Source organism: Oerskovia sp. 140933 (assembly GCF_059651515.1).
In genome coordinates this window covers 1-26,921 of the sequence record NZ_JAMXIO010000002.1, presented here as the reverse complement: position 1 = coordinate 26,921, position 26,921 = coordinate 1, and the positions used below count along the sequence as shown (strand labels likewise).

23 protein-coding genes and 1 other RNA gene are annotated in these 26,921 nt (G+C 73.8%); 16 read left to right on the top strand and 8 right to left on the bottom strand.

Annotation, left to right across the window (positions count from 1 at the left end; all coding sequences use genetic code 11):
• Positions 1-259: 259 nt before the first annotated feature.
• From NHG27_RS01330 to NHG27_RS01305, 6 genes are all read left to right on the top strand, one after another.
• Positions 260-4,060 (top strand): DUF4132 domain-containing protein, encoded by a 3,801-nt coding sequence (locus tag NHG27_RS01330; RefSeq protein WP_497014496.1) that lies wholly within the window; start codon positions 260-262, stop codon positions 4,058-4,060.
• A complete protein-coding gene (locus NHG27_RS01325; RefSeq protein WP_497014495.1) occupies positions 4,054-5,205 on the top strand; it encodes an ATP-binding protein in 1,152 nt (383 codons plus the stop codon). Before NHG27_RS01330 ends, NHG27_RS01325 begins: the two co-directional genes overlap by 7 nt.
• Positions 5,196-7,871: a DUF5682 family protein gene (locus tag NHG27_RS01320; RefSeq protein WP_497014494.1), complete on the top strand. Its 2,676-nt coding sequence runs from the start codon at positions 5,196-5,198 to the stop codon at positions 7,869-7,871. Before NHG27_RS01325 ends, NHG27_RS01320 begins: the two co-directional genes overlap by 10 nt.
• Positions 7,868-9,112, top strand: a complete 1,245-nt coding sequence (locus NHG27_RS01315) for a VWA domain-containing protein (RefSeq protein ID WP_497014493.1) — start codon at positions 7,868-7,870, stop codon at positions 9,110-9,112. The genes NHG27_RS01320 and NHG27_RS01315 overlap by 4 nt, the downstream gene beginning before the upstream one ends.
• Complete coding sequence (locus NHG27_RS01310; protein ID WP_497014492.1) at positions 9,109-11,259, top strand: hypothetical protein; 2,151 nt, start codon at positions 9,109-9,111, stop codon at positions 11,257-11,259. Before NHG27_RS01315 ends, NHG27_RS01310 begins: the two co-directional genes overlap by 4 nt.
• A 75-nt stretch (positions 11,260-11,334) precedes the next feature.
• Complete coding sequence (locus NHG27_RS01305) at positions 11,335-13,065, top strand: bifunctional 3'-5' exonuclease/DNA polymerase (RefSeq protein ID WP_497014491.1); 1,731 nt, start codon at positions 11,335-11,337, stop codon at positions 13,063-13,065.
• Between the two features lie 22 nt (positions 13,066-13,087).
• On the opposite strand, the gene NHG27_RS01300 is transcribed toward NHG27_RS01305, so the two are convergent.
• From NHG27_RS01300 to NHG27_RS01290, 3 genes are all read right to left on the bottom strand, one after another.
• Positions 13,088-13,510, bottom strand: coding sequence for a VOC family protein (locus NHG27_RS01300; RefSeq protein ID WP_497014490.1), 423 nt, complete (start codon positions 13,508-13,510; stop codon positions 13,088-13,090).
• A 4-nt stretch (positions 13,511-13,514) separates the two neighbouring features.
• The gene (locus NHG27_RS01295; RefSeq protein ID WP_497014489.1) at positions 13,515-14,369 is read right to left on the bottom strand and encodes a helix-turn-helix domain-containing protein; all 855 of its coding nucleotides are present in this window, start codon (positions 14,367-14,369) and stop codon (positions 13,515-13,517) included.
• 149 nt (positions 14,370-14,518) lie between these two features.
• Positions 14,519-15,793 carry a ScyD/ScyE family protein gene (locus tag NHG27_RS01290; RefSeq protein WP_497014488.1) on the bottom strand — a complete coding sequence of 425 codons (1,275 nt, stop codon included), beginning with the start codon at positions 15,791-15,793 and terminating at the stop codon, positions 14,519-14,521.
• A 285-nt stretch (positions 15,794-16,078) separates the two neighbouring features.
• Here NHG27_RS01290 and NHG27_RS01285 point away from each other — a divergent pair, with 285 nt between their 5' ends.
• The 5 genes from NHG27_RS01285 to NHG27_RS01265 all read left to right on the top strand — a co-directional run bounded on the left by NHG27_RS01285 (position 16,079) and on the right by NHG27_RS01265 (position 21,159).
• Complete coding sequence (locus NHG27_RS01285; protein WP_497014487.1) at positions 16,079-16,975, top strand: Nif3-like dinuclear metal center hexameric protein; 897 nt, start codon at positions 16,079-16,081, stop codon at positions 16,973-16,975.
• Between the two features lie 38 nt (positions 16,976-17,013).
• Positions 17,014-17,748: a zinc ribbon domain-containing protein gene (locus NHG27_RS01280; protein WP_193720335.1), complete on the top strand. Its 735-nt coding sequence runs from the start codon at positions 17,014-17,016 to the stop codon at positions 17,746-17,748.
• A 485-nt stretch (positions 17,749-18,233) separates the two neighbouring features.
• Positions 18,234-18,833 (top strand): DUF6318 family protein, encoded by a 600-nt coding sequence (locus NHG27_RS01275; protein WP_497014486.1) that lies wholly within the window; start codon positions 18,234-18,236, stop codon positions 18,831-18,833.
• Positions 18,830-19,693 (top strand): hypothetical protein, encoded by an 864-nt coding sequence (locus tag NHG27_RS01270; protein ID WP_497014485.1) that lies wholly within the window; start codon positions 18,830-18,832, stop codon positions 19,691-19,693. The genes NHG27_RS01275 and NHG27_RS01270 overlap by 4 nt, the downstream gene beginning before the upstream one ends.
• Positions 19,694-19,896: 203 nt before the next feature.
• On the top strand, positions 19,897-21,159 hold the full coding sequence (locus tag NHG27_RS01265; protein WP_497014484.1) for a bifunctional RNase H/acid phosphatase: 1,263 nt from the start codon (positions 19,897-19,899) through the stop codon (positions 21,157-21,159).
• A gap of 82 nt (positions 21,160-21,241) precedes the next feature.
• On the opposite strand, the gene NHG27_RS01260 is transcribed toward NHG27_RS01265, so the two are convergent.
• Positions 21,242-22,015: a YaaA family protein gene (locus NHG27_RS01260; RefSeq protein ID WP_497014483.1), complete on the bottom strand. Its 774-nt coding sequence runs from the start codon at positions 22,013-22,015 to the stop codon at positions 21,242-21,244.
• Positions 22,016-22,115: 100 nt separating this feature from the next.
• On the opposite strand from NHG27_RS01260, the gene NHG27_RS01255 reads away from it, so the two are divergent.
• The 3 genes from NHG27_RS01255 to NHG27_RS01245 all read left to right on the top strand — a co-directional run bounded on the left by NHG27_RS01255 (position 22,116) and on the right by NHG27_RS01245 (position 23,418).
• On the top strand, positions 22,116-22,502 hold the full coding sequence (locus tag NHG27_RS01255) for a tautomerase family protein (RefSeq protein ID WP_497014482.1): 387 nt from the start codon (positions 22,116-22,118) through the stop codon (positions 22,500-22,502).
• A gap of 14 nt (positions 22,503-22,516) precedes the next feature.
• Positions 22,517-22,918, top strand: an RNA gene (gene rnpB / locus NHG27_RS01250) — RNase P RNA component class A.
• A gap of 38 nt (positions 22,919-22,956) precedes the next feature.
• The gene (locus NHG27_RS01245; protein ID WP_497014481.1) at positions 22,957-23,418 is read left to right on the top strand and encodes a DUF1579 family protein; all 462 of its coding nucleotides are present in this window, start codon (positions 22,957-22,959) and stop codon (positions 23,416-23,418) included.
• 4 nt (positions 23,419-23,422) lie between these two features.
• Here NHG27_RS01245 and NHG27_RS01240 read toward each other — a convergent pair whose 3' ends face one another.
• Positions 23,423-23,917: a DUF6328 family protein gene (locus tag NHG27_RS01240; RefSeq protein WP_497014480.1), complete on the bottom strand. Its 495-nt coding sequence runs from the start codon at positions 23,915-23,917 to the stop codon at positions 23,423-23,425.
• Positions 23,918-23,930: 13 nt separating this feature from the next.
• Positions 23,931-24,200 (bottom strand): DUF7218 family protein, encoded by a 270-nt coding sequence (locus tag NHG27_RS01235; RefSeq protein WP_193720327.1) that lies wholly within the window; start codon positions 24,198-24,200, stop codon positions 23,931-23,933.
• 271 nt (positions 24,201-24,471) lie between these two features.
• Here NHG27_RS01235 and NHG27_RS01230 point away from each other — a divergent pair, with 271 nt between their 5' ends.
• A complete protein-coding gene (locus NHG27_RS01230) occupies positions 24,472-24,849 on the top strand; it encodes an STAS domain-containing protein (RefSeq protein ID WP_193720326.1) in 378 nt (125 codons plus the stop codon).
• Positions 24,850-24,924: 75 nt separating this feature from the next.
• On the opposite strand, the gene ppgK is transcribed toward NHG27_RS01230, so the two are convergent.
• Complete coding sequence (gene ppgK / locus NHG27_RS01225; protein ID WP_497014479.1) at positions 24,925-25,704, bottom strand: polyphosphate--glucose phosphotransferase; 780 nt, start codon at positions 25,702-25,704, stop codon at positions 24,925-24,927.
• The gene (gene map / locus NHG27_RS01220; RefSeq protein WP_497014478.1) at positions 25,701-26,582 is read right to left on the bottom strand and encodes a type I methionyl aminopeptidase; all 882 of its coding nucleotides are present in this window, start codon (positions 26,580-26,582) and stop codon (positions 25,701-25,703) included. Before map ends, ppgK begins: the two co-directional genes overlap by 4 nt.
• A 72-nt stretch (positions 26,583-26,654) precedes the next feature.
• On the opposite strand from map, the gene NHG27_RS01215 reads away from it, so the two are divergent.
• On the top strand, positions 26,655-26,876 hold the full coding sequence (locus NHG27_RS01215; RefSeq protein WP_193720323.1) for an SPOR domain-containing protein: 222 nt from the start codon (positions 26,655-26,657) through the stop codon (positions 26,874-26,876).
• Positions 26,877-26,921 lie beyond the last annotated feature (45 nt).

The following is a 26,921-nucleotide window of genomic DNA, read 5'->3' as shown; positions in this document are numbered from 1 at the left end:
GAGGGTACGCGAGGTCGAGCGATCACCAGGCTCCCTCGCCGCTCACCGCCGGTGGACCTCCCTTCGCCGGACCTCCCGCGTCCGGTCGTCGACGGGTTGCGGCTGCGGCGAGCGCCCCGGCAGCGTCACCCGGCCTCGCTCTACTGACAGCATCGACGCGTGTCGGTGGCTTCTCCTACTGTGACCGACGACGCCGTGCCGATGGAGCGCGGCGGCCCCCGGACCCCGGTCCGGCGGCCCGGAGCAGACGGTGGGACGCGTGTTCGAGAAGATCAGAGGGTGGCTCCAGGGAGACCACGACGGTGCGGTCGAGGGCGGCGGCACGTCGCCCGGTGCGGACCGTGCGGACGACGGGCGGCGGGGCGGGCCGTCGGCGAGGCTGGTCGACGGCCTGAAGATCCTCGACGCGGACACCGAGGGCCTCGCGGCCCGCGCGGTCGCCTACGTCCACGCCGGCGACGGGCCCGAGCTCCTCACCGAGCTCTCCCAGCGCGGCGACGACGCGCTCGACCGCCTCCTCGACCGCCCTGCGACGCTGGGCAGGTGGTCGTACACGACCCAGGCCCAGGACAAGGCCATCAAGGAGCGCGTACCCGGCTGGACCGTGAACAAGGGCGTCACGGCCCGCAACAACCTCTACACCCTCACCGAGCCCGTCCGGATCGAGGCCCTCATCCGCCTGGGACGGCTCCTCGCCGCCGTCTCTCCCGACGTCTCGCGCACCTCGGACCGGCTCCCCGCCTGGTACGCGGCACTCCTGACCGACGTCGCCAAGTCCTGCAGCGGCCGACGCACGACGGGCAAGGGCGACAAGCCCGGCATCCGCGGAGGCTGGACCCCCGAGCTGCTCGTCGCGATCGCGCGAGAGGGCGGCGTCGCCGACGGACGCATCCCGGCCGCCGTCGTCTCCGCGATCTTCGACCGCCCCGCCACGGCCGACTACTACGGCGACCCGCTCGCGACGTTCGCGGCCCAGCCGGGAGTCGAGGAGTACCTGCTCGCCCACCTCCAGGAGACCAGCGACGCGGCCGCCGCGCTGCGCGCGACCGGCAAGGTCGAGCTCCTCCGGTTCCTGCGCCCCCGGCCCGGCGTGCGCGACGCGTTCGTCGGGCTCGTCGCGCAGCTCGCGACCGACAACGCGAAGTCGGTGCGCGAGCAGGCAGCCGGCAACCTGGCGACCCTGCCCGCCGCCCACCAGGTCGAGCTCCTCGAACCTCTCCTGACCACGATGCCCGCGAGCCGCCTCGCCGGGCTGGTGACCCACCTCGCGGGCGTCGAGGGCGGGCTCGACGCCCTCCGCCGCGCCCACGCCGCCGACGGCCGCGGCGCTCGCGGCACGCTGCTCTCGAACGCGATCGAGCGCGCCACGGCCCTCGACGTCGAGACGGTCGTGGTCGACGAGCCCCTCGACCTCCCGCCCTTCACCCCGCTGCCCGACGCCGAGCTCGGCGAGCCGTTCGTCCGCTCGGCGCGCGACGCGGTCGACCGCCGCCTGGCGGCAGCCCGCAAGGAGCTCGAGGACCTCGAGGCACTGCCCAAGGCCGACGCCCAGAACTGGCGGCTCTCCCACGCCCGGGGAACGGTCAAGGACCTCTCGGCGATCACCGACGACCACCTCCGTCAGGTCGCCCAGTACCTCTCCGGGGCACTCACCAAGGTGCCGCCGCACAAGGTGCTCGGCGAGCTCCAGGCACCAGCGATCCGCAACCGCCTCGAGGGCCTGACCATGCTCCACGACATCCGCTTCGCGCGCTCGCACGGCGGAGGCCGGCAGCGGTACCCCTGGTACCAGCTCAACGCCACGTCCGACCTCGCGATGGACGTGCGGATCCTGGCCGACGGCGTCGAGCGCGCGGGCGTCCAGGACTCCGAGTCGGCCGTCGCGGAGCTCGTGTTCGACTCCTGGTTCGCCCGGGAGACGTTCGCGCCCGAGCACCTGTGGCCCTACTACGCCGAGCACCCGGCCGCGCTCGAGACCCACCTCGGTCTGCGCCCCCCGACCAAGGTCGACACCTACAGCCGCACCGAGCGGCTCGAGGTCGCGCTCACGATCCTCGGCGGCTTCCCCACGATCCCGAACCGGTACCTCCCACGCCTGGCCGAGCTCGCGCTCGGGGAGGGCAAGACGCACCGCGTCGCCGCGCAGAAGGTGCTCGAGTCGCATGCCGGCGCCCGCGACCTGGCCGAGCAGGGGCTGCGAGACGGCAAGACCGAGATCCGGGTCACGGCCGCCGTCTGGCTCCAGCGCCTGGGAGACCCGGCCGCGATCCCGGCGCTGCGTGCGGCGCTCACCAAGGAACGCCGCGAGGTGGCCCGCGCAGCGCTCCTCGGAGCGCTCGAGGCGCTCGGCGACGACATCTCCACGGAGATCGCCCCCGCGACCCTGCTCGCCGAGGCGACCAAGGGCCTCAAGGGCAAGGCCCCCGCGAGCATGGCCTGGTTCCCCGTCGACGGGCTGCCCCAGCTCCGGTGGGCCGCGGACGGGAAGCCCGTGCCGGCCGAGGTCGTGCGGTGGTGGGTCGTGCTCGCCGTCAAGCTCAAGGACCCCAGCGGGCTGGGGCTGATCGCCCGCTACGTCTCGCTGCTCGACGAGCAGAGCCGCGCGGCTCTCGGCCGGTTCGTGCTCGACGCGTGGATCGGGCAGGACACGCGAGGCCCCTCCGCCGAGGAGAGCCGCGCCTTCGCCGACCGCGAGGCCCAGCAGCGCTACGACCGCTACCAGCACTGGTACAAGCAGCACCCGCAGTACTACGAGGCCGAGGCGTCCCGGACCGTCGACCAGCACCATCAGGACGCGTATCGCGAGCACCAGTCGACCTACCTCGGCTCGGCCATCGCCGACAAGGGACTCCTCGCACTGACGGTCGGCATGCCCGGCGCCGAGCTCGCCCGAGCCGCGCAGCAGTACCTCACGGCGCACATCACCCGACGGGCCCAGATCGAGGCGCTCGTCCGGGCGCTCGCGGCCAACGGCGAGCCGGCCGCGGTCCAGCTCCTGCTGTCGGTCGCCCGGCGCCACCGCCAGGCCACGGTGCAGACGACCGCCCGGACGCTCGCGGAGGACCTGGCCGAGCGTCGTGGCTGGTCCGCGGAGGAGCTCGCCGACCGCACGGTGCAGACCGCGGGCTTCGAGGACGACGGGATCCTGCACCTCGACCTCGGGTCGCGCGAGTATACGGCGCGCATCACGCCCACCTTCACGCTCGAGCTCACCAACGACGCGGGCAAGGTCGTCAAGGCGCTGCCCGCACCCCGCGCCGACGACGACCCCGACCAGGTCAAGGCGGCCAAGGCCCAGCTCTCGGCGAGTCGCAAGGAGCTCAAGGCCGTCGTCGCCCTCCAGACCCAGCGCCTCCACGAGGCCATGTGCACGGGCCGCGAGTGGCCGGTGGCGGACTGGCAGGAGTTCGTGGCCGGCCACCCGATCATGTCGCGGCTCGCCGCCGGCCTCGTCTGGCTCGAGAACCCCGGTCCGGACCAGCGGGCGTTCCGGCCGGGCGACGGGGGAGCGCTGATCGACGTCGACGACGAGGACGTGACCCTCGCCGACGGTGCGACCGTGTCGGTCGCGCACGGCGTGCTGCTCGGCGCGGACCAGACCGACCGCTGGCGCGAGCACCTCACCGACTACGAGATCAAGCCGCTGTTCGACCAGCTCGAGGTCGCGGTGCCCGTCACGGACCAGAAGGCGACGTCGATCGCGGACCGCCAGGGCTGGCTCACCGACAGCTTCACGGTGCGCGGCCGCGCGACCAAGCTCGGCTACTCACGCAGCCAGGCCGAGGACGGAGGGTGGTTCTCGGGCTACGAGAAGGCGTACCCGAGCGTGGGGATCACCGCGATCATCGAGTTCACTGGCGCGTTCCTGCCCGAGGAGAACATCCCCGCAGCCCTCACCCAGCTCGTCTTCCGCCGCACCACGCGGGCCTACGGGCAGAGCGCCGAGGCGCGCCTCGCGGACCTGCCGCCCGTCCTGGTCGCGGAGTCCTACCGCGACTACCTGACCGTCGCTGCCGGTGGCAGCTTCGACGCCGAGTGGGAGAAGAAGAGCGCATGGTGACCACACCGACCGCCGCACCGAGCAGCACGCCCCCGGTCCCCGACCGCGAGGTGGCCCAGGAGATCCGCCCGCCTGCCGAGGTGCGGTTCGCGCACGAGCTCGCCGCTCTCGAGGCGGCCGACCAGGCCAGGGGAGCAGAGCTCCCGCCCGGCTGGCGGCTCAGCCCGCGGGCCGTCCGTGCCTTCGTCGTGGGTGACGAGGAGCTCGGGGTGCGCCGCAAGTTCTACGGCGACGACCCGCTCGTGGACCGTGCCGTCGTCTCCCTGCTGGGACGCCAGGGCCTCATGCTCGTGGGCGAGCCCGGCACCGCGAAGTCGATGCTCTCCGAGCTGCTCGCGGCCGCGGTGAGCGGCACGTCGAACCTCACCGTCCAGGGCACCGCCGGCACCACCGAGGACCACATCCGGTACTCGTGGAACTACGCGCTGCTCATCGCCGAGGGGCCCAGCGAGCGCTCGCTCGTGCCGTCGGCCGTCCAGCAGGCCATGAGCGCCGGGAAGATCGTCCGGTTCGAGGAGATCACGCGCTGCGCCCCCGAGATCCAGGACACCCTGGTCTCGATCCTGTCGGAGAAGCAGCTCATGATCCCCGAGCTCGGGAGCGAGGCCAGGGTGTCCGCCCGCCCGGGCTTCAACGTGCTCGCGACCGCGAACCTCAAGGACCGGGGAGTCCACGAGATGTCGGCCGCGCTCAAGCGGCGGTTCAACTTCGAGACGATCAAGCCCCTCACGGACCGCCAGTTCGAGATCGACCTCATCGAGGCCCAGCTCACGGCCGAGCTCGGGCCGGCGGCAGACCGCCCACCCCTCGGCAGGGACGTCCTGGACGTGCTCGTCACGGCGTTCCAGGACCTGCGGACCGGGGCCACGAGCAACGGGGCGCCCGTCAAGCGACCCGAGACCGTGATGTCGACGGCCGAGGCCGTCAACGTCGCGGTCGCCGCGTCGCTCGAGGCCCGCTACCTCGGCGACGGGACGGTGACCCCCGCCGAGGTCGCGCGCCAGCTCGCGGGCGTGGCCTCCAAGGGGGACGAGGAGGACGCCAGACGGCTCCGGCACTACGTCGACAACGTGGTGCGCGAGCGTGCACGGCGCGACCCGCGCTGGAAGTCCTTCCTCTCGGCGGCGGAGTCCCTGTGGCAGTAGCACCCGCGCCGACGCGGCCGGCGTGGGGACGCGCCCCGGAGCGGATGCGGCGGGCGGTCGCGGGCGTCGAGACGCTACGGGGCGAGGACATCTACCTCGCACCGGTGCGCCACCACAGCCCGGCGTGCGCGCTCGCGGTGGGGGCTCTCATCGAGGAGGTGCGACCCGCCGTCGTGCTCGTCGAGGGGCCCGAGGAGTACGGCCGGCTGCTGTCCGCGCTGCTCGACCCGCGCACGCGCCCGCCCGTCGCGGTGCTGAGCCTGGGCACCGACGGCGCGGGCGCAGGCTTCTACCCGCTCGCCGAGTTCTCGCCCGAGTGGGTCGCGCTGCGCACCGGGGCACGCCTGGGCGCGGAGGTCGCGTTCGTCGACCGGTCGTGGGCCGCCCGTGCGGCGGGCGCGACACCCGCCGGACCCGACGACCCGGACGCCCCCCGCGATGCGGACGGCGACGCGTTCGCCCGGACCCTGCAGTCCGAGCGGAACCTGGCGCACTCGCGCACGATCGCCGCGATCGCAGAGCGCCTCGGGTGCCGCGACCTCGACGAGGTGTGGGACCACCTGTTCGAGGCGCGCACGCGGGACCGGCTCGCGGACTGGCGCGAGCTCTTCGACGACGTGTTCGCGTGGGCCGGGCTCGCCCGCCTCGACTACGAGGAGGAGGTGCTCGACGCCGACGGGTCGCTCGCGCGCGAGGCCCTCATGTCCGCCCGGGTCGCCGAGCACCGTGCCCGCGTCAGCGGCCCCGTGGTCGTCGTGACGGGCGCGTTCCACACGCTCGCGCTCGTCGAGGCGCTCACCGGGGCGCCCGAGGGTGAGGCGGTCGTGGGCCGCCGTCCGGCCGGTGGGTACGGCTCGCCGGCGTCGGCCGACGCCTGGCTCATCCGGTACGACCACGAACGCCTCGACGGGCTGCGGGGGTACGGCGCGGGCATGCCGTCGCCGGGCTTCTACGAGCGGCTCTGGGCGGCGCACCACGAGGCGGGGGGACCGGCTTCGCTCGGCACGGGGCTGCTCGTCGACGTCGCCACGGCGGCCACCGCGCGCGGCGCGCAGGTCAGCCTCGCGGAGGTCTCGTCGGCGGCCGAGCAGGCGGTTCGCCTCGCGGACCTGCGCGGACGGCCGTGGCCCGGGCGCACGGACCTGCTCGACGCGCTCACGTCGTGCTTCGTCAAGGACGACGGCGGGCTGGGCGAGGGCATCGACCGGCCGCTCGGGCAGGCTGTCGCGGAGGTGTTCGGCGGGCGCGCGCTGGGCGAGGTCCCGCCGGGCACGGCGTCGCCGCCGCTGGTGCAGCGCGCCCGGGAACGGGCCGAGGCGCTGCGGCTCGTCGTGACCGACTCGACGCCGCGCCGCACCCGCCTCGACGCACGCCGCACGCCCCGCCACCGGGAGCGACGCGCGTTCCTGGCCCTCATGGACTTCGTGGGGAGCGGGTTCGCGCACCAGGTCTCGGGCCCGGACCACGTGTCGGGCCGCGGCCTGGGGCTGCTCGTCGAGGAGTGGGAGTACGCCTGGACGCCCCTCGTCGAGGCGTCGCTCGTCGAGCTCTCGCACCAGGGGGCGACCCTGGAGGCCGTCGCGGTGCACCGCCTGCACCGGCTCGAGCACGAGCTCGCGACGACCGGCCGCTCGGCGCTCGGGGTCGCGCGACTCGTCGCGCAGGCCGTCGTCCTGGGGCTCACCGACCACCTCGACCGGCTCGTCGCTCTCCTGCGGTCCACGCTCGACGTCGACCCGTCGCTCGGGTCGGTCGTCGGCGGGCTGCACCGACTCGTGGACCTGTGGGACGCGCGCGTCGAGCTCGGCCTGGAGGAGCACGCGGCGGACCTGCTCGACCTGCTCGACCACGGCCTCGCGACCGTCGCCTACCTGGTCCCCGGCCTCGGGAAGGTCGACGCGGACGCGGAACCCGACGCCGTCGGGACGCTCGTGTCGCTGCGCGACCTCCTGCGGGAGGCGCACCGTGCGGGCGATCGCCCCCGCGTGCCCGACGACGGCGCGCCGGCTCTCGCGGACACGCCTGGTACCGGCGCAGCGCCCGGCCGCAGCGCACGAGGAGGCGTCGGGCCCGTGCGCCGCGAGCTGGACCGCCTGCGCGAGGACCGCGGCACGGCCCCTGGAGTCCGGGGAGCCCTCGTGGGCCTCGCCGCCGTCGACGACGCCCTCGACGACGACGTGCTGGTCGCCGAGGTGCGCGCCCAGCTCAGCCCCGGCGCGGACCCGGTCGCCGCGGTCCGCTTCCTCGGGGGGCTGCTGCGGGTGGCCCCGGACCTCCTGCTGCACACCCCCGAGCTGTTCGACGCGGTCCACGCCGGGCTGCGAGACCTCGACGAGGCCGCGTTCCTGGCGGTCCTGCCGGACCTGCGTCGCGCCTTCACGTGGCTCAAGCCCGCCGAGACGCACCGGCTCGCGCAGCAGGTCGCCGAGCGCACGGGGACCCGCGCCGAGCGGATCGACGTGCACCTGACGGCGACCGAGCAGGACCTCGAGACGGGCCTCGCCCTCGAGCGCGAGCTCGCCGCGATGCTCGACCGCGACGGCCTCGGTGCCTGGGGCGGCGGCACGCGTCACGCGCACGCCGGCCCCGCGGGCCGCGCAGGCCCGGCCGCCGACCGGGTGCTCGACGACCAGGCCGACCACGACCTCCAGGAGAACCACCCGTGACCGCCCCGCACACCGACCGCGACAGCGCCAGCCGCCCCGGTGGCGGCACCGCCGTCCCCGTGACCGACCGTGTGGTCGCACCGGCGACCAGCCAGGTGACCGACCAGGTGACCGACCAGGAGGCCGCCCGCCGCTGGCGGCTCGTCCTGGGGCGCTACGCCGCCCAGGAGCTCCAGCAGGGACCGGGCGACGCCGGGATCGAACGTGCGCTGCAGTATCTCTACGACCGCGAGTACGTCGGGCGCGGCCACCGTCTGGGCAGGCAGCCGGGCGCGCGGGGCGGCGGAGGGAGCCTCGATCCCTCGGCGCTCAAGGCGCTCGACTGGCTCGGCCAGGCGCGCACGCTCTTCCCGCGCGAGACGTTCGAGCGCATGCAGGTCGACGCGGTGAGCCGCTACGGGCTCACGGAGCTGCTCGCCGACCCGGCCGCCGCCGAGGCCCTCGAGCCGAGCCGCGAGCTCGCGACCGCGCTGCTGCAGGTCCGCGGCCGGCTCGACGAGCGCGCCGCAGCGGGGCTGCGGACGGTGATCGCGCGCGTGGTCGAGGACATCGTGCGGCGGTTGCGCCCGCAGTTCGCGACGGCCCTGAGCGGACGCAAGGACAGGTCGCGGCGCTCGATGCACAAGGTCAGCCAGAACTTCGACGGCAAGCGCACGCTCCAGGCCAACCTCTCGCGCTACGACCCCGGGTCGGGTCGGCTGATCGTCCAGGACGTGCGGTTCGTGTCCCGTGCGCGTCGCACGCTCACCTGGGACGTCGTGCTCCTCGTCGACCAGTCGGGGTCCATGGCGGCCTCGCTCCTGTACAGCGCGGTCTGCGCGGGCATCATGTCGGCCCTGCCGGGGATCACGGTGCGGCTCGCGGTGTTCGACACCAACGTGGTCGACCTGTCCCACCTCGCGCACGACCCGGTCGCGGTCCTCCTCACGGCCCAGCTGGGAGGCGGGACCGACATCGCCAAGGCCGTGCGCTACGCCGAGCAGCAGGTGACGACCCCGAGCCGGACGGTCGTGGTGCTCGTGAGCGACTTCGAGGAGGGCGGGTCGGTGGCCCAGCTCCTCGCGTCGGTCCGGCGGCTCGCGGAGTCGGGCGTCCGGCTGCTCGGCCTCGCGGCGCTGGACGAGTCCGCCGAGCCCGTCTACGACCAGGGCACGGCGCGTCGCCTGGCCGAGAGCGGCATGCACGTCGCCGCGCTCACGCCCGAGCGGTTCGCCGAGTGGCTCGGGGAGGTGCTCGTATGACCCCGGCATGGTTGGCCGTGTTCGCGGGGTACGACGACGCCGCTCTCGTCGCGCTCGGCAACGCAGGCCTGCTGCGGCGCGCCCGCAAGGACCTCGCCGGGGGAGAGGTCTCGCTCGCGTCGGAGTCCCCGGACGAGGTCGTGGTCGCCTGCGGGTCGGCGGAGGTCCGGCTCGGGCCGAAGGGTCCGGTCGCCGCGTCGTGCTCGTGCCCGACGGCGGGCGTGTGCCAGCACGTCGTGGCCGCGTGCCTCTGGGCCCGTGAGCGGCCGGACGGCTCGTCGCCCGGCCCCGTCGCGGACGACGGCGGTACCGGGGCGGTGGACGGTGGAGCGGTCGGCGGTGGCGGTGGGCGCGGCACCCCCGCAGGGGCCGGACCTGCCGAGGCCGCCGATGCTCCCAGCCCTCTGGCCGCGCTCCTCGACCTGAGCCCGGCCGCGGTGTGCCGGACCGCGGGCAAGGTGGCCGTGCGGCGGGTCGTCGAGCGTCTGCCGAGCGTGCTCCTCGCGGGAGTGGCGGAGGGAGGGAACGGCATCACCGACGCGTGCGACCTCGCGATCGACGGCGCACGGCTCACGATCTCGTGGCCGAGCGGCGGCCCGTCGACCGACGTCGTGTTCGTCGCCCCCGCGGGGTACGGCGGCATGGTCGTCGCGGGGAGGTCGACCGCCGCCGACCAGGCCGCAGCCCGCCTCGAAGCGGTGGTCCGGGTCTTCGCGCGCGAGGGCCGCGCGTGGTCGTGGCCCCACGAGATCGAGGTCGAGAGCTCGGGCGAGCTGACCACCGCCCAGCGGGCGGGGCTCGAGGAGGCGAGCGCCGTCGTCGGGCACGTGGTCGGTGCCGGGCTGTCCCACCTCGGTGCCGACGCCGCCGACGCGCTCCGAGGAGCCGCCGGACGGGCCCGGCTCGTGGGCCTCCTGCTGCTCCACCGGCTCCTGCTCGTCGCCGCAGGGCTCGTCGACGGGCTCGCGTCGCGCGACGACGACGTGACCGAGGCCGACGCGCTGGGCGCGCTCGCCGAGGCGTGGGCGCTCGCGGCCGCGCTCCGGGACGCGCCGGCCGGGGCCCTGCCGGACCTGGTCGGCGCTCCGGCCCGGCGAGGGCGCGGCACCGGGGCCGACGAGGACGACGAACGTCCCGGGCGCCTCGTGCCGCTCGGGGTGCGGTGGTGGCGCGCCGCGAGCGGGGCGCGCGGCATGACCCTCACGGCCTGGGACCAGGAGCACGGCGTGGTGCGCACGGCCACGGCCGCGCGGCCGTCGGGAGCAGACCCGGCGTTCCGCCGGGACGTGGACCTGCCGATGCTGTGGGGGTCCTCGGTCGCGAGCGTCTGTGCGGGACCGTTCACGCTCGAGGCCCCCGAGGTCCGCCCCGACGGGTCCCTCAGCGTCACCTCGCGCACGCGTCGCGTGGGGGGCGAGAGGTTCGACGTCGAGGAGCTGCGCACGATCGCCGGGCGGCTCCAGGACACCGCGACCACCGGGGAGGTGGGCTTCGGTCGAGCGGCCCGCCGGGTGCGCCTGGTCATGGTGCGCGAGACGGGGGCGGTCGGGGTCGAGGAGGTGCGCCGCGAGGTGACCTGGCCCGTCACGGCGGCCGACGGCACGACGCACGTCCTGCGCGTCGCGGTCGACCAGGAACGGAGCGTCGAGGCGCTGCTGTCGGTCGTCGCGTCGCGCCGACCCGTCGTCGCGGTCCTCGTCGAGCGCGAGCCGGGCGGGGGAGCGGACGAGCCCGTGGGCATCTTCCTGCGCGACGGCACGGGAGGGCTCGAGCTCTTCTCGCCCTCGATGTCGCCCGTGTACCGCACGGCGCCGGGCTGGACCGCGATGCGTCGCCTCACGGCGCGGATCGCGGCGTTGCGCAAGGCGTCGACGACCACGCACGTCGCCGAGCCCGTCGACCGAGGGCCCGTCGTGCGGGTCTGCGAGCCCGCGCTCGAGGTCGTCGACTCGCTCGGGGCGACGGGCCGCCGCCGCCTCACGGGATGGCAGCACGAGGCGCTCGCCACGCGTCAGCGCCTTGCCGGTGACCTCGGGATGGCGACCGTCGAACGAACCGTCGCGGACCTGCTCGCCGACCCCACGACGGAGAACGTGCTGCGGGCGAGGTTCGTGCTCGGTCGGGCGCTCGCGCTCACCGGACGGTAGGCCGGGGCACCAGGAAGGCGGCGGACCGGGGGCGGTGGGCGAGGTGTGTCAGACCCGCACGGCAGACTCAGCGTCGTGTACTCGGTCCCGCTCCGCACGTCGCCCGCCGACCCGGGCCTCGTCGACGTCCAGGACCTCGACGCCCGCGGCGAGCCCCTCGCCGCCCCGCGACGGACCCGCTGGCCCGATGCCGTCCCCGGGCCCGACGCAGCCCCGGGCGGACCGCCGGCACCCACGACCCGCTGGGTCTGGGACGACACCAACCTCTGGTACCCGGCCGCCCTCGCCGCCGGCGCCCGGGTCGAGCGAGCCCACGACCTGCGTCTGTCCCGTGCCATCCTGCGGCGTTCCACCCTCACGGCCGCGACCGCGTTCGCGCAGGCGCCGCGGGACGCGTGGGACGACATGCACCCCGTCCCGACGGCCCCCGTCCCGGGGATCGAGCGCCCCGACGCGCTCTTCGACCTCGGCGACCGTCGAACCGTCTCCCCGTCCGACCCCGTGGGGGAGGTGGGCCGCCAGCTCGAGGCCGTCGCGACGTCGTCGGGACCCGGCCGCCTGCGGCTGCTGCTCGCCGCGGAGTCCGCCGGAGCGCTCGCCGCCGCCGAGATGAGCCACGCAGGCCTGCCCTGGCGCGAGGACCTGCACGACGCGATGCTCACCGGGATGCTGGGGCCCCGGCCGCCGCTCGGGCTGCGCCCCGCACGGCTCGAGGCGCTGGCCGAGCAGGTGCGCGTGGCGCTCGACGCGCCGGCCCTCAACCCCGACTCGGCCCCCGAGCTGCTCAAGGCCCTCGAGTACGCGGGGGTCGGCGTGAGGTCGACCCGCAAGTGGGACCTCGAACGCGTCGACCACCCCGTCGTCGCGCCGCTGCTCGAGTACAAGAAGCTCAGCCGACTCCTCACCGCGAACGGGTGGAACTGGCTCGACACCTGGGTGCGCGGCGGGAGGTTCCGGCCCGAGTACGTCGTCGGGGGCGTCGTGACCGGGCGCTGGGCCGCGAACGGCGGGGGAGCGCTCCAGCTCCCGCACCAGGTCCGTTCGGCCGTGGTCGCGGACCCGGGCTGGAAGCTCGTCGTGGCCGACGCCGCTCAGCTCGAGCCCCGGGTGCTGGCCGGGCTCTCGGGAGACCTCGTCATGGCCGAGGCCGGCCGGGGTGGCGACATGTACCAGGGCATCGTCGACACGGGGGCGGTCGAGACACGGGCCCAGGCCAAGATCGGGATGCTCGGCGCCATGTACGGCGGCACGACGGGCGAGAGCGGGCTCATGCTGCCGCGCCTGGCCAAGGCGTTCCCCCGGGCCCTGGAGCTGCTCGAGCAGGCCGCACGGGCGGGCGAGCGCGGTGAGATCGTGACCACGCGCCTGGGGCGCAGCTCGCCCCCGCCCGGGTCGGGCTGGGAGGAGACGCAGGGCAGCGCGTACGACGAGTCCGCGTCGAGCGACGCCCAGTCCCGAGCCCGCAGCCAGACGCGTGCCTGGGGACGGTTCACCCGCAACTTCGTCGTGCAGGGGACCGCCGCCGAGTGGGCGCTGTGCTGGATGGCCTCGCTCCGGGGGCGGCTCGCCGCGATGCCGCAGGCCCGGGTCCCCGGCCGGGCTCCCGCGCCCTTCACCGAGCAGCCGCACATGGTCTTCTTCCTGCACGACGAGATCATCGTGCACGCCCCCACCGAGCTCGCCGAGCAGGTCGCCGACGAGGTCCGCGCCGCGGGGGCCGAGGCCGGGAAGCTGCTCTTCGGCGACTTCCCGGTCGACTTCCCGCTCACGGTCGCGGTCGTCGACGACTACGCGCAGGCCAAGTAGCGGATCGCTCCCGGGCGCGCGGTCAGTCCCGTCGCGGCTCTCCCGGGTACGTCCCGACCGACCAGAGGTTGCCCTCCGGGTCGGTCAGCACCAGCTCGCGGCTGCCGTAGTCGGTCCGGTGCAGCGGCGACACGATCGCGCCGGCTCGTGCCACTCGCTCCGCGACCTCCTCGATCCCCGAGCCGCTGCCGTCCTCCCCGGCGACCACGTACCCGCCGAACGTCCCCGGCGGGCGCGACCACTCGGCGTCGGGCTTGAACGAGCCCAGCATGATGCCGCCGCCGGGTGGCCAGTCGAGCTGGGCGTGCGCGACGCGCCCGTCGTCGTCCATGACGGTGTTGCGCCGGAAGCCCACAACGTCGACCAGGAAGTCGATCAGCGCGGGTGCGTCGTGCGCCTGGAGCGTGGGCCAGACCTGAGCGGTGAGTGCTGTCGTGGTGTCCATGCACTCAGCCTGCGCGCGGTGCACCGCCCCCGGCTTGGATGTTTGCGCGCTCCTCGGCGAGCCACGCCGTCGGGCTCGCCCCCGCGAACGCGTGGAAGTCGCGCACCAGGTGCGAGTGGTCGGCGTACCCGGTGCGGGCCGCGATGGTCGCGAGGCTCGGGCCCGACGGCGCCAGGGACCTCGCGCGCACCGCGTCCCGCGCCGCGTCGAAACGGATCAGGCGGCACGCCGCTCCCGGGCTCAGGCCGAGCTCGGCCGAGAAGAGAGACGTGAGCTGGCGGGGGCTGAGCCAGACGTGCGCGGCGACGTCGGGCACCGAAACCCGGCCACCCGCGCGGACGACGAACCGCCACGCCTCGGCGACCTCCGCACGGACCGGACCGAGGGTCGGGCTGCGGGACCCCCGGGCGCGCAAGAGCGCGCCGGTCACGAGCGCGAGACGCTCGTCCCACGAGGAGGTCCCGCCGAGCCGCTCGCGCAGGTCGCGCGAGAGGTGGCCGAGCACGTCGTCGGCGTCGGTCACGAGGCCCAGCTCGCCGGACGGCACGCCCAGCAGGTCCCGGCTCGCGAGCGGGTCGAGCGCGAGCTGGACCCCCTCCTGGTGCGCGGGCTGATGGATGTACGCGGGCACCGTGTGCAGGCCACCGACGAGCGACGCGTAGCGGTGCAGCGCGGCGTCCGGGCCCGGGCCGGTCGCGGTGGGGACCGGCCCGTCGAGGCTGATGACGACGGTCAGCCACGGCGAGGGCAGGCCGCGGTGGACCGCGGGGGCGTCCTCGGTGATCTCGTAGCCCAGCAGCGAGCCGACCGCCGCCCCCAGCGGACCCGGCGGGACGGAGCGCACGTAGTGCTGTCCCATCCCTCCACGGTAGGCCGCGGGGGCCGCGGGCGTCGCGCGCGGCGCAGGGCGGTCACCCGACCGTCGGGTGGGCACCGGCCGCAGGGGATCCCTGCGGCCGGTGCCCGGCAGAGCCGGCCGGTGCTGCGTCCGGCCTGACCGGCCCGTGCTCAGCGCCCGCCCTTGAGCGGGATCTTCACGAGCGTGCCGCCCGGGACAGGCTCGGGCGACGGGGCTGGTGTGGGGCGGTGCCGCGCGGAGTCGGTGGGGGAGAGCAGGCTCGTCCCGCCCGGCTCACCGGGCTCCTCGGGCCCGGTGGGGAGCCCCGCGAGCACGTCGGAGGTCACGTACAGCGCGGACGAGGTCCACTCGAGCGCACCCGGCATGACGATCTCGGCGAACGGCACCGGTGTCGTGGTGCCCTTGCGGATCACCGAGATGCGGCTCGCGAAGAGCTCGGCGACGTACACGTCCCCGCGCGGTGAGACCGCGAGGTTGGTCGCCGTGAGCAGACCGCCCGCGTAGAAGGAGACCTTCCCCCGCTGGCTCACGGTGTACACCGCTCCGCGGGCTCCGAGCGACGGGTCCTCGGGGCCGCCGGGCAGGAGCGAGACGAACAGGCGTCCGTCGGGGCCTCGTTCGACGTCTGTCGGGACGGGCTCGTTGTAGTAGGTGTGCCCGATCGTGCAGCCGGGCATCCCGGTCGCCGCGGCGACCTCGGCGGTCACGGCGAGCGGCTGGGCGGGCAGGACCGCGACCGTGCGGACCTTCCCGCGCCGGTCGACGGACCAGATGGCGTTCGCCCCGGCGTCGGCGACGTACGTGGTGCCGTCGATCGTCGTGGAGGCGTACGGGTGCGAGAAGACCTCTCCCGGGTGGCTCGGGCCGCCGACCTCGGGCGGCACCTGCGCCGCGCAGTCGGGGGACAGGTCGCGGAACCCGTACGTCACGCCACCGTCGGGGTTGGTGGCCTGCTCGTGGGCGCCGAGGTCCGCGACCGTGCGGACCTTCCCGCGCTTGTCGCGCTCCTTGAGGAGCACGCTCGAGCCGTCGGGGGTGCCCTCGGTGAACAGCACGCGGCGCCCGTCGGTCGAGACCGCGCTGATCTCCGAGCCCGGGACGGGGGCGGTGTAGACGTCCTGCTGACCGCGGCGGTTGACCTCGGTGAGGACCCCGCCGAAGTTCTGGGAGGCGTACAGCGAGCCGTCGTCGCCCACGCCCAGCGAGAGGGGGCCGAGGAGCCCGGTCGCGAGGGTCTGGGGGAGGCCGGGGGTCGGCAGGCCGCCACGGCCTCCGCCTCCGCCGTGCCGGTCGTCGTGCGCCTGGGCGGGGACCGCGCCGAGCGCGAGCGTCCCGACGAGGGCGAGCGCGATCCCGATCGTGCCGGTCCGCTGCGGCCTGCGCGACGTGCGCGGCCGTCTGATGCTCTGGGTCTTCCTGATCATCGGTTCTCTCCTCGGGCGCAGGACGTCTGCGTCGGGCGCCCGTGGTCTGGGCGGCGCCGAGGGGCAGGTGCGTCGTCGAGGACGGCCTGTGCGCCCGGCGCTCGCCGGTACGGGAAGTGCGGGTGACGTGCGGTGCGGTACGCACCGAGGGCACGGGACTGTCCGGTGCCGGTGGACGCCGGGGCGTCGTCGCGGGGTCCGGCTTCCCTGCCGGACACAGGTAGGGAGCGCTCCCATGACGGTTCGTGACGGTCGGCCCGGAGGCGCGGCGGATAGCCTGGTCCCGTGACCGCACACCCCACGCTCGCCGACGTCGTCCGGACCCTCGAAGCGCTCTACCCGCCGTCGACCGCCGAGGGATGGGACGCCGTCGGGCTCGTCACCGGCGACCCGGCCCAGCCCGTGCGCAAGATCCTCTTCGCGGTGGACCCCGTCGCGACCGTCGCCGACGAGGCGATCGAGTGGGGCGCAGACCTCATCGTGACCCACCACCCGCTCTTCCTGCGGCCGGTGCACTCGATCGCCGCGACGACGTTCAAGGGATCGCTCGTGCACCGCCTCGTCCGCGAGGGGATCGGCCTGTACGTCGCGCACACCAACGCCGACGCCGCACCGCGCGGGGTCGCGGACGCGCTCGCGGACGCGATCGGCCTCGTCGACCGGACGCCGCTCGTCCCCGCCGCCGGACCGTCCGGGTCCGCCGGGCCCGACGACGGCGCGCACCCCGCCGAGACCGGCATCGGCCGCGTGGGCCGCCTCGAGGAGCCGACGACGCTGCGCACCTTCGCCGAGCACGTCGCCGCCGCGCTGCCCCCGACCGAGCAGGGGGTCCGCGTCGCGGGAGACCTCGACGCGACCGTGAGCACCGTGGCCGTCGTCGGAGGCTCGGGAGACTCGCTGTTCGACGCGGTCCGCAGCGCGGGCGCGGACGTCTACGTCACCGCGGACCTGCGCCACCACCCTGCGTCCGAGCTGCGTGAGCGCGCCGAGTTCGAGGGGGGAGCCGCAGGCGGACCGTTCCTCGTCGACGTCGCCCACTTCGCGAGCGAGTGGCCCTGGCTGCGCTACGCAGCCGCCGACCTGACGGAACGGCTCGCAGATACGGGTACGGTGGATACCCGCGTGAGCATCCGCCGGACCGACCCCTGGACCGCTCGGATCGGCTCCGCGCACCGCGCCTGACACGGCGCCCCACAACTGCATCGAAAGGAACGCACCCTGTGAGCACTGCACCCCCCGAGGACCAGCGACGACTGCTGGAGGTCCAGGCACTCGACACCCGCCTGCAGCAGCTCACGCACAAGCGCGCCTCCCTGCCCTCGATCGCCCGCATCGCCGAGCTCGACGCGCAGATCTCCGACCTCAGCACCTCGCTCGTCGCCTCGCGCACCGCCGTGAGCGACCTCAAGCGCGAGCTCACCAAGGCCGAGGGCGACGTCGAGCAGGTCCGCAACCGCGCCGCCCGCGACCAGACCCGGCTCGACTCCGGACAGGTTGGCGCCAAGGACGCGCAGGCCCTCGTCGGTGAGCTCGAGTCGCTGGCCCGTCGCCAGGAGGTCCTCGAGGAGATCGAGCTCGGCGTCATGGAGCGCCTCGAGGCCCACGAGGACGCCCTCGCGAAGCTCGACGCCGCGAACGACGAGCTCGTCGCCGCCAAGACCGCCGTCGAGGCCGAGCGCGACGCCCAGCTCGCCGAGGTCGACGCCGAGGTCGCGAGCGTGACCGCGGCGCGAGCCAAGGCCGTCGAGGGCATCGACGCCGGGCTCGTCACCCTCTACGACCGGCTGCGCAACCAGCTCGGCGGACTCGGAGCCGCCGTGCTCAACGGTCGCCGCTGCGAGGGCTGCCGCCTCGAGCTCAACCCCTCCGACGTCGCCGCGATCAAGGCCAAGGGCCCCGAGCAGGTCGCGCGCTGCGAGGAGTGCTCGCGCATCCTGGTGCGGCTCGACGCCTGACGACGTCCTCCCGAGGCCCCGTCCCCCTGTCTGGGGGGCGGGGCTTCGTCGTGTCGGAGGTGGGTGGTGTGGGTGGCCGGTGTGGGTGCGGTTGTGGGTGTGGGTGCCGGTGCTGGCGTGGGTGCGGGTGCCGGCGTGGGTGCCGAGAACGGGGTTGTGGTCGTTCTGAGGGCGTTGGCGGCCTCAATCCCGTGGTCGAGGGCGCGGAACCTCGTGGTCGGGGGTTGGCGCATCGACCTGACGGGCGCGGCGGGTGGTGGGGGTCGGCGGTGGGTGCGTCGGGTGGGTGGTGGGGGTTGTCGGTGGGGTGGGTGTGACTCGAGGTGCTCGTTCGGTGGGTGGTGGCTGCTGGAAGTGAGCGGGGCTGTGCTGGGTGGTTGTCCACAGTCCGGGATCGGGGGTTCCGGTGGGGTGGTTTGAGCGGTTAGGTTCGCTGGTGGTCGGGCGGTGCTGCCTGGTGCTGGTACCTATCGAGGGGGCTGGGGATGGGTTTGCAGGGGGTGTTCGCGCGGGTGCGTGGGCGTGGGTTCGTGGTGGGTGTGTTGCTGGTGGGGTTGTTGGCGGGGTGCTCGTCGGGGGCGCCGGTGGTCGAGCCGTCGCTGCCGGTGGTGAGCCAGGCGCCGAGTCCGGTGCCGAGTCCGTCGCCGACAGGGCCGGTCAAGCCTGAGCGGCCTGCGGACATGGAGCGTACGGACGAGGTCGGGGCTGCGGCAGCGGCGGTGTACTTCTTGGAGCTCTACCCGTACGTCATGGCGACCGGGGACCTCGAAGAGTGGGACGCGATGACGTGGGCGGAACTGTGCGGGTTCTGCACGACATCGAAGGACCGGCAGCTGCAGCGAGCCGCCGCGAGCGAGACGTACGAGGGTGGGGAGGTCGTTGTCGACGTCACGCAGACGTTTCCACTGGACACACTGAACGGCGGCTACCCGCTTGACGTGCAACTCGATCAGGCGGAAGCCATCGTCCGTGACGCAACCGGTGTCGAAAAGGACCGTCAGGAAGGGTTCTCAGGAACCCTGCGGGTCGAGATGCTCCATGACGGTGCGAACTGGCGAGTCCTTACTGTTGGGGTCGACGAATGACCCTGTCTGGCATCGTCTTTTCGGCAGTGCTGGCCGCAACTCTCGCGACGTCACCGTCGGATCTGGAAGTTGACGCAAAGGGCGACGGGTTCGACCTCACGGCGACCGATGTCTCTGCTGATGGGTCGGTGCATCGGCCGAGGAATGCTGATGGTTCGCCGGCGTCGGTGGAGTATCGGCGGATGCCGGCGTCGATCTGCTTCACGGGGAACTTCCCCACGAGTCAGGGGCAGGTGGGGGCGTGTCGGACGGGGGAGTACGAGGGTGCGTTGAGCGTGACGTGCGCGGCGGGGCAGGTTGCGTTGGATCCGGTCTTTCGGCAGTCGTGGGTGAATGATCCTGACGGGTCGATCCGTGACGTGTCGGGGTGGGAGCTGGTGAACGAGGGGGACTGTCTGACGGGGCTGGATCTGGCCCCGTTGGCGGAGGCGGAGTTCGCTCGTCTGGTCATCGCGCCGTCGCCGATCACGGTGCAGCCTCCGGACGGATGGACGCTGGTCAACGTCGAGACGATCACGTACACCACCCCTGCCTCGCAGAGGTTTGCGACGACCTTGTTGGGGATCCCGGTCACGATCGAGGCCGTTCCGGAGGCTTATCGGTGGGACTACGGTGACGGGTCGGGGCCGGTGACCACGACGGATCCGGGTGCTCCGTTCCCGGACCAGAGCGTGTCTCATGTGTATACCGAGGAGGCGGTCGCGACGATCACGTTGGGCACGACGTGGGCCGGGCGCTTTCAGATCACCGGGACGGACACGTGGACCCCGATCGCGGGTACTGCTCGCACCACGAGCACCGCCCCGCCCCTGACCATCCACGAGGCCCGGGCCCGCCTGGTCACCGAGCCCCTCGACTGAACCCCCCAGACGGCGCCTGTGTTGCACCACCACCCGAGAACCCGACGACCAGCAGCACCCCGGCCCGGCACTCCAGGGACGTGCGAGTCCCCAGACGCCGCGGAGTGCGCCCGAGGTGCCGTCCCGGGGCGTCGTAGGCTGGGCGATCGGTCCTGCCGACCAGTGGGACGCGGCGAGTCGTGGGCAGACGTGGAGGACGAGGCATGGGTAGAACGTTGATCGTGGAGGCCGACGGCGGGTCGCGCGGCAACCCCGGGCCGGCAGGCTACGGGGCGCTCGTCCGGGACGCCGCGACGGGTGCAGTGCTCGCCGAGCGGGCCCGCTACCTCGGGGTCGTCTCGAACAACGTCGCCGAGTACTCGGGGCTCGTCGCAGGGCTCGACGCCGCGCGGTCGATCGACCCCGAGGCGCGTGTCCTCGTCCGCATGGACTCCAAGCTCGTCGTCGAGCAGATGTCCGGACGCTGGAAGATCAAGCACGAGGACATGCGCCGCCTCGCCGCCGAGGCAGCCCTGATCCTGCCCGCGTCGCAGGTCACGTACGAGTGGGTGCCGCGCGCCGACAACTCCGACGCCGACGCCCTCGCCAACCAGGTCATGGACTCGCGCGGCGAGATCGCGCACGACTTCCCACCGTCGGACGGTGAACCCGCGACCGACCCGGAGCACGCTGCCGCGGCCCCGACGATCACGACGTCGGCCGTCCAGGAGTCCTCGGACGCGAGCGGTGCTGCCGGCGCAGACCGCGAGACCGGCACCGCCGCTGCGGCCCCCGGCTTCGACACCCCCGCGCGGCCCTCGGGCGCCCGGGCACGGTTCGACGGCGCCGAGCCGTTGACCGTCGTCCTGGTGCGCCACGGTCAGACGCCGCTGACCGTCGCGGGCGCCTACTCGGGGTCGTCGGTCCCCGGCCCGTCGCTCACGGCACGCGGTCGTGTGCAGGCGGCGCAGGCGGCGGACCTGGTCCACCGCATCGGTCGGGACCGCTGGACGGATCTGCCCAAGCCCTCGGAGATCGTGGCGTCCCCGATGGTCCGCGCCCAGGAGACGGCCCGGGCGGTGAGCCGCCGCCTGGGGCTGCACGTCACGACCGACGAACGGTTCGCCGAGGTCCACTTCGGGGAGTGGGAAGGGCTCACGGCCGGGCAGATCGCCGAGCGGTGGGAGGGGCATCCCGAGCGCTGGCTCATGTCGGGCACCGAGGTTGCTCCGGGGGGCGAGTCGATGGCCGACGTCGGCGACCGCGTCTGGGCGGGGTTGCAGGACCTCCTCGCGCGCGGCACGGGCCGGACCGTGGTCGTCGTAGGCCACGCGGTGCAGGTGCGTGCCGCCGTCGGGCGGGCGATCGATGCGCCGCCCTCGCGCTGGGCAGGCTTCCGGGTCCCGCCGGGGTCGGTGAGCATCGTGCGGCTGTGGGCGGACGGCGCGACCGAGCTCACCGTGGTCGGGTGCCCGAGCGAGCCCTGAAGCCCTGTGCCGAGAACGAGGTTGAGGTCGCCAGAAGGCCGCAGACGACCTCAACCTCGTTCTCGACCGTGGGGGCAAGGCGTCAGGAGACGACGAGCTCCAGCGTCGACGCCCCGCGCGCCCCGGGGAGCAGCGTCGCGTCGAGCAGCGCGGTCCCGACCAGCTCATAGGCGGCCTTGAGCAGGTCCTCGGCCGTGTGCACCGGGTCGGGGCGCGTGAGCAGGTGCCCCGTGAGGACGCCGCGCGTGTGCTTGGCGTTGTGCGAGACGACGCTCCTCCTGCCGTCCAGCTCGCGCAGGACGCGCACCGCGACGTGCTCGGCCCCGGTGGGCACCTTCCACGCCGCCGCGTACGGCGCGGACCGGCAGTCGATCACGACGTCACCGGTCGCGCGGGCGTCGAGCGCCCCGGCGAGGTGCGGGCGCCAGGTCGGAGCGAGCGCACCGAGCGGCGGGAGCCGGGTGCCCATCGACAGCCGGTAGGCGGGGATGCGGTCGCCGGGGGAGACCGCGCCCCACAGCGCCGACACGATCCGCACCGAGTCCTCGGCCCGCGCCGCGGCGGCGGGAGCCAGGTCGGCCAGGCCCGCGGCCGCATACAGGACGCCGCTGTACACCTGCGCGGCCGGAGCGGCGGGAGCCGTCGCGAGCGACACGTTGCGCGCCACCTCGTCGGCGAGCCCGCTGCTCACGCCCAGCACGTCGAGCGCGTCACGTCGCCTGCTCGCGGCGACGAGCGCCCGCAGCACGGCCTTGCGGTGCCCGGTGAGCGACGGCGAGCTGAGGGACGCGAGGTCGAGGGGAGCGCCGTCGTCGGGCACGGACTTTCCCTCGGAGGGCGGCAGGAGCAGAAGCACACCGTCACTCTAGGGCGGGCGCGACGGCCCCCAGGCCCGACGCGGGCGTGGCGATGGTCACCCGTGGCGCGCCCCGACCCCCGGCACTAGGTTGTGCCGCATGGTCCAGGTCAAGATCTACGGCACCCGCACGGTCTGGGAGATGAAGCGCGAGGACATCTCCGACGCGATCCACCGGGCGGTCGTCGGCGCCTGGGGGCTGCCCGAGGACAAGCGGTTCCACCGCTTCCTCCTCCTGGAGGACGGCGACCTGGTCGCGCCGCAGCGCAGCGATGCGTACCTCGTGATCGAGGTCGTGTGCTTCACGGGTCGCTCGCGCGAGGCCAAGCGGGCCCTCATCGCCGCGATGTTCGACGACGTCGCGCCCTTCCTGGGGCTGGCGGCGGACGACCTCGAGGTCGCCATCCTCGAGAGCCCGCCCGAGAGCTGGGGGATCCGCGGCAAGAGCGGTGACGAGCTCGCGCTGGGCTACCGCGTGGACGTGTAGGCTGCGTGAGCGGATGAGTCGGTCAGACGGCCGCGTCGGCGCCCTCGTGGCGTCGCCGAGGAACGTCCGGGCTCCACAGGGCAAGGTGGTGGGTAACGCCCACCCGGGGTGACCCGCGGGACAGTGCCACAGAGAACAGACCGCCTCCCACGACTCCGGTCGCGGGCGGTAAGGGTGAAACGGTGGTGTAAGAGACCACCAGCGGGCCAGGTGACTGGTCCGGCTAGGTAAACCCCACCTGGAGCAAGGTCAGACAGACTGTGTTGGAGGGCGGCCCGCCCGATTCTCTGGTGAGAAGCACAGTCGGGTAGACCGCTGGAGGCGTGCGGCAACGTACGTCGTAGATGGATGGCCGTCACCCGCGCGGGGGTAACCGCGCGCGGGGACAGAACCCGGCGTACCGACCGACTCATCCGCCCTGTCATCCACCTCACCCGGTCAGTAGGCTGGCGGGATGAGGATCGTCGAGTGCTTGTCCCCTCTCGTGGGGCAGTGGCAGGGCGTCCATCGTCAGCGCCTCCTCCCGACGGACGAGTTCGTCGCGTCGGCCGCCACCGCGTCGGTCTCTGTCACCGCGCGCGAGTTCGTGTCGTTCGCCTACACGTGGTCCGACGGCGACGCGCCCCAGGAGGGGCTCCTCCTCCTGAGCGGCGGCTCGGGCGAGGAAGGGGTCTCGGCGGTGTGGCTCGACTCGTGGCACTCGTCGCCCGCGTGGATGCTGTTCAGCGGGACGGTGGGTGACGACGGCGTCGTGCGGCTCACGGGAAGCTACGCGGCTCCTGAGGGCCCCGACTGGGGTTGGCAGATCTTCGTCGCACCGGTCCCGACGGGCGGCGGGCGCATGACGATGCTCAACCTGGTGCCGGGCGAGGCCGCGTACGAGGCGGTCGAGGCCGTCTACGACCGGCGCGCCTGAGCCGTCACTCGTCGGAAGCGCGCGCCCGTCGCACCAGGGCGAGCGGCAGCGCGACCCAGAGCAGTGCGAAGACCACGAGCGCCCCGATGGCCGCGGCCACGGCCGCCCCGGGCCCGACGACGACGTCGAAGATGAGCAGCACGGTCCCGGTGACGACGAGGGCGAGCACCACGAGTCCCACGCGTGCGAGCCGGTCGGCCGACGTCACGAGCCGCGCCTTGAGGTGCTTGCGGAAGAGCATGCGGTGCAGGGACACGGGGGCGACGAGCAGTCCCGTCGCGAGGACCGAGAGGACCACGAGGCACAGGTAGATGTTCACCTGGACGGGGTCGAGCTCCCCGAATCGTTGCTGGAACGGCAGGGTCAGCAGGAATCCGGTGAGGATCTGCACGCCCATCTGCGTGACGCGCAGCTCCTGGAGCAGCTCGGCCCAGTTCCGGTCGGCCCGCTCGTCGTCGGACTCGTCCCGCGTGTCGTCCTGGCCCGCTGCGTCGTTCACGCGGCAGCCCCGGTCAGTGGTTCCGCAGGGCGTCGATCAGCTCACCCTTGCGCATGGTCGAGCGGCCCTCGACGCCGACCTCCCGTGCGCGCCGGCGCAGCTCGGCGACGCTCCACTCCTCGTACGCGGGCGACGAACCGCCCTTCGCTCCGACCGTGCTCCGGGACGACGCCGCGGCGGCGTTCGCGATCCGCGCGGACTTCTCCTTCGAGTTCCCCTCGTCGCGCAGGGACTCGTACAGCTCCTTGTCCTTGACGGACGGGCCAGGGTCGCGTCTGGGCATGGTGACCACCTCTCGCGTCGGGTGCGGCTGGTCGTCCGACCGTACGACGGCGTCGCACCGCTTGCGCGGGAAGGTGCACCCGGGGAGAAGTGTGACCTGCGTGACCAATATGACCAGGAGGTAGATATGCCCTCAACCGCACCTGGCGGCCCCCCAGGTAAAGCGATTCCCAGAATGCTGTCATGCGGGCACCTCTTGGGGGTACCCTGGCTCTGTTGGCGGCACCCAAGCGTCGGGCGCCGAGAACACGACGAGCGGGGGCTCAGGACTCATGACTCCGAGCAGGACGACGACGACAGGCGGGATCACGCTCTTCGAGCAGCCCGAGACCAGCGTGGTGGACATGTGGGGCGAGATCGACGTCGCCCTGCGCAGCGAGGCGAGCGCAGCGTTGGCGAACGCCCTCGACCGAGACGTTCCCGTGGTGATCGACACCTCGAAGGTGACGTTCATGGACTCGACCGGGATCGCGTTCCTGGTGCAGTTCTACACGATCGGCAGCGAGGAGGGGCTCCAGGTGAGCCTGCGCAACCCGCCGACGGTCGTCACGGACGTCCTGGAGATGCTGGGCGTGATCGAGATCTTCCCGGCCCTGCCGAACCACCAGGTCGACCACCCGTCCGAGGACCGGCACCAGACGGCCGTCTGACCGGTCGGGCGCCCGGGCCGCACCGGCCCCGCGCGCCCGCACGACACGGTGTCGCCCGGGCACGCGGCACGGCGGCTACGCCAGCCGGGCCCCCTCGGCGGCGAGGGCCGCTGCCCCCACGATGCCGGCCGCGTTGCGCAGCTTGGCGGGGATGATCGGCGCCTTGAGCTTCAGCAGCGGCAGGAAGTTCTCGTGGTGCTTGGAGACGCCGCCACCGACCACGATGAGGTCCGGCGAGAAGAGCATCTCGACGACGTCGAAGTAGCGCTGGAGCCGTTCGGCCCACTCCTCCCAGGAGAGGTTCTCGCGGTCGCGGGCCGAGTCCGCGGCGCGCGACTCGGCGTCGAACCCGTCGATCTCGAGGTGCCCCAGCTCGGTGTTGGGCACGAGGATCCCGTCGACGACGAGCGCGCTGCCGATGCCCGTGCCGAGGGTCGCGACGAGGACGGTCCCGCGTGTGTCCTTCGCGGCCCCGTAGCGAACCTCGCCGATCCCGGCGGCGTCCGCGTCGTTGATGGCGACGACGTGGCGCCCGGTCTCCTCCTTGAGGAGCGCGGGGAGGTCGACGCCCTTCCACGACTTGTCGAGGTTCGCGATGAACCCGATCACGCCGTGGTGGAGCGGGCCGGGGAAGGCGACGCCGATGGGCACGTGGTGCGGCAGGTCGTACTCGTCGACGAGCTCCGCGATGACCTGGGAGACGGCCTCCGGCGTGGAGGGCTGCGGCGTCGGGATGCGGTGGCGTTCCTCGGCGAACTCGCCCGTCGAGAGGTCGACGGGGGCACCCTTGATGCCGCTGCCGCCGACGTCGATCCCGAACGCGAGGCCGTGGTGGTGGTGTGAGTGCTTGCTCATGGCAGGGTCAGGATCTCCGCTCCGTCTTCGGTGACGACCAGGGTGTGCTCGAACTGGGCGGTCAGCGACCTGTCCGCGGTGACCACGGTCCACCCGTCGTCCCACATCCGCCACTCGGGGCCGCCCAGCGTGAGCATGGGTTCGATCGTGAAGACCATCCCTGGTTCGATGATGGTGTCGTGGTCGGGGGCCGCGTCGTAGTGCGGGATCACGAGGCCCGAGTGGAAGGCCTCCCCGACGCCGTGACCGGTGTACTCGCGCACCACACCGTACCCGTGGCGGTGCGCGTACTTCTCGACGACACGGCCCAGGACGTTGACCTCGCGCCCGGGGCGCACGGCCTTGACGGCCCGGTCGAGGGCCTCGCGCGTGCGCTGCACGAGCAGCGCGGCCTCCTCGCTGATCTCCCCGACCGCGAACGTGGCGTTGTTGTCGCCGTGGACGCCGCCGATGAACGCCGTGATGTCGACGTTGACGATGTCGCCCTCGACCATGACGGTCGAGTCGGGGATGCCGTGGCACACGACCTCGTTGAGGGACGTGCACAGCGACTTGGGGAACCCGCGGTAGCCGAGCGTCGACGGGTAGGCGCCGTGGTCGAGGAGGAACTCGTGCCCGATCCGGTCGAGCTCGTCGGTGCTCACGCCCGGCGCGACGTGCGCCCCGACCTCGGCGAGGGCCTGGGCCGCGATGCGGCTCGCGACCCGGATCCGTTCGACCGTCTCGGGAGCCACGACGTCGTCGCCCGTGAAGGGCCGCGGGCCGGGGTTGCCGACGTACTCGGGTCGCGGGATGGAGCGCGGCACGGCGCGCGGCGGTGAGACCGTCCCGGGGACCAGGGGTCCGCGCGGGGCCGTCAGGAGGGGAGAACCGGGCATGGCGCCAGTCTACGGAGCCGCGCCGGGGCGGCTCGCCCGACGAGTCGGGGGAGTGTGCGGCAGGATCGTCCTATGACGAACGAGCGATTCTCCGACGACGGCGACCCGGCGACCGAGGAGCAGTACTACTACGACACCCGGACGGGCGAGGTCTCGAAGGGCCCGCAGTCCGCGTGGTCCTCCCGCATGGGCCCGTACCCGACGCGTGAGGCGGCGGCCAAGGCGCTCGAGCTGGCGCGGGCCCGCTCGGAGGCGTGGGACGAGGAGGAGCGGGAGCGCGAGCAGGACCGCTGACCCGGTCCCGCCCGACGGCGTCGCTCACCCGGGTGCACAGGAGCA

Coding starts and splice junctions, on each gene's coding strand:
- NHG27_RS01325 (WP_497014495.1), top strand. CDS start 4,054: ATGGTGACCACACCGACCGCCGCACCGAGCAGCACGCCCCCGGTCCCC.
- NHG27_RS01310 (WP_497014492.1), top strand. CDS start 9,109: ATGACCCCGGCATGGTTGGCCGTGTTCGCGGGGTACGACGACGCCGCT.
- NHG27_RS01300 (WP_497014490.1), bottom strand. CDS start 13,510: ATGGACACCACGACAGCACTCACCGCTCAGGTCTGGCCCACGCTCCAG.
- NHG27_RS01295 (WP_497014489.1), bottom strand. CDS start 14,369: ATGGGACAGCACTACGTGCGCTCCGTCCCGCCGGGTCCGCTGGGGGCG.
- NHG27_RS01290 (WP_497014488.1), bottom strand. CDS start 15,793: ATGATCAGGAAGACCCAGAGCATCAGACGGCCGCGCACGTCGCGCAGG.
- NHG27_RS01275 (WP_497014486.1), top strand. CDS start 18,234: ATGGGTTTGCAGGGGGTGTTCGCGCGGGTGCGTGGGCGTGGGTTCGTG.
- NHG27_RS01270 (WP_497014485.1), top strand. CDS start 18,830: ATGACCCTGTCTGGCATCGTCTTTTCGGCAGTGCTGGCCGCAACTCTC.
- NHG27_RS01265 (WP_497014484.1), top strand. CDS start 19,897: ATGGGTAGAACGTTGATCGTGGAGGCCGACGGCGGGTCGCGCGGCAAC.
- NHG27_RS01255 (WP_497014482.1), top strand. CDS start 22,116: ATGGTCCAGGTCAAGATCTACGGCACCCGCACGGTCTGGGAGATGAAG.
- NHG27_RS01245 (WP_497014481.1), top strand. CDS start 22,957: ATGAGGATCGTCGAGTGCTTGTCCCCTCTCGTGGGGCAGTGGCAGGGC.
- NHG27_RS01235 (WP_193720327.1), bottom strand. CDS start 24,200: ATGCCCAGACGCGACCCTGGCCCGTCCGTCAAGGACAAGGAGCTGTAC.
- NHG27_RS01230 (WP_193720326.1), top strand. CDS start 24,472: ATGACTCCGAGCAGGACGACGACGACAGGCGGGATCACGCTCTTCGAG.
- ppgK (WP_497014479.1), bottom strand. CDS start 25,704: ATGAGCAAGCACTCACACCACCACCACGGCCTCGCGTTCGGGATCGAC.
- map (WP_497014478.1), bottom strand. CDS start 26,582: ATGCCCGGTTCTCCCCTCCTGACGGCCCCGCGCGGACCCCTGGTCCCC.
- NHG27_RS01215 (WP_193720323.1), top strand. CDS start 26,655: ATGACGAACGAGCGATTCTCCGACGACGGCGACCCGGCGACCGAGGAG.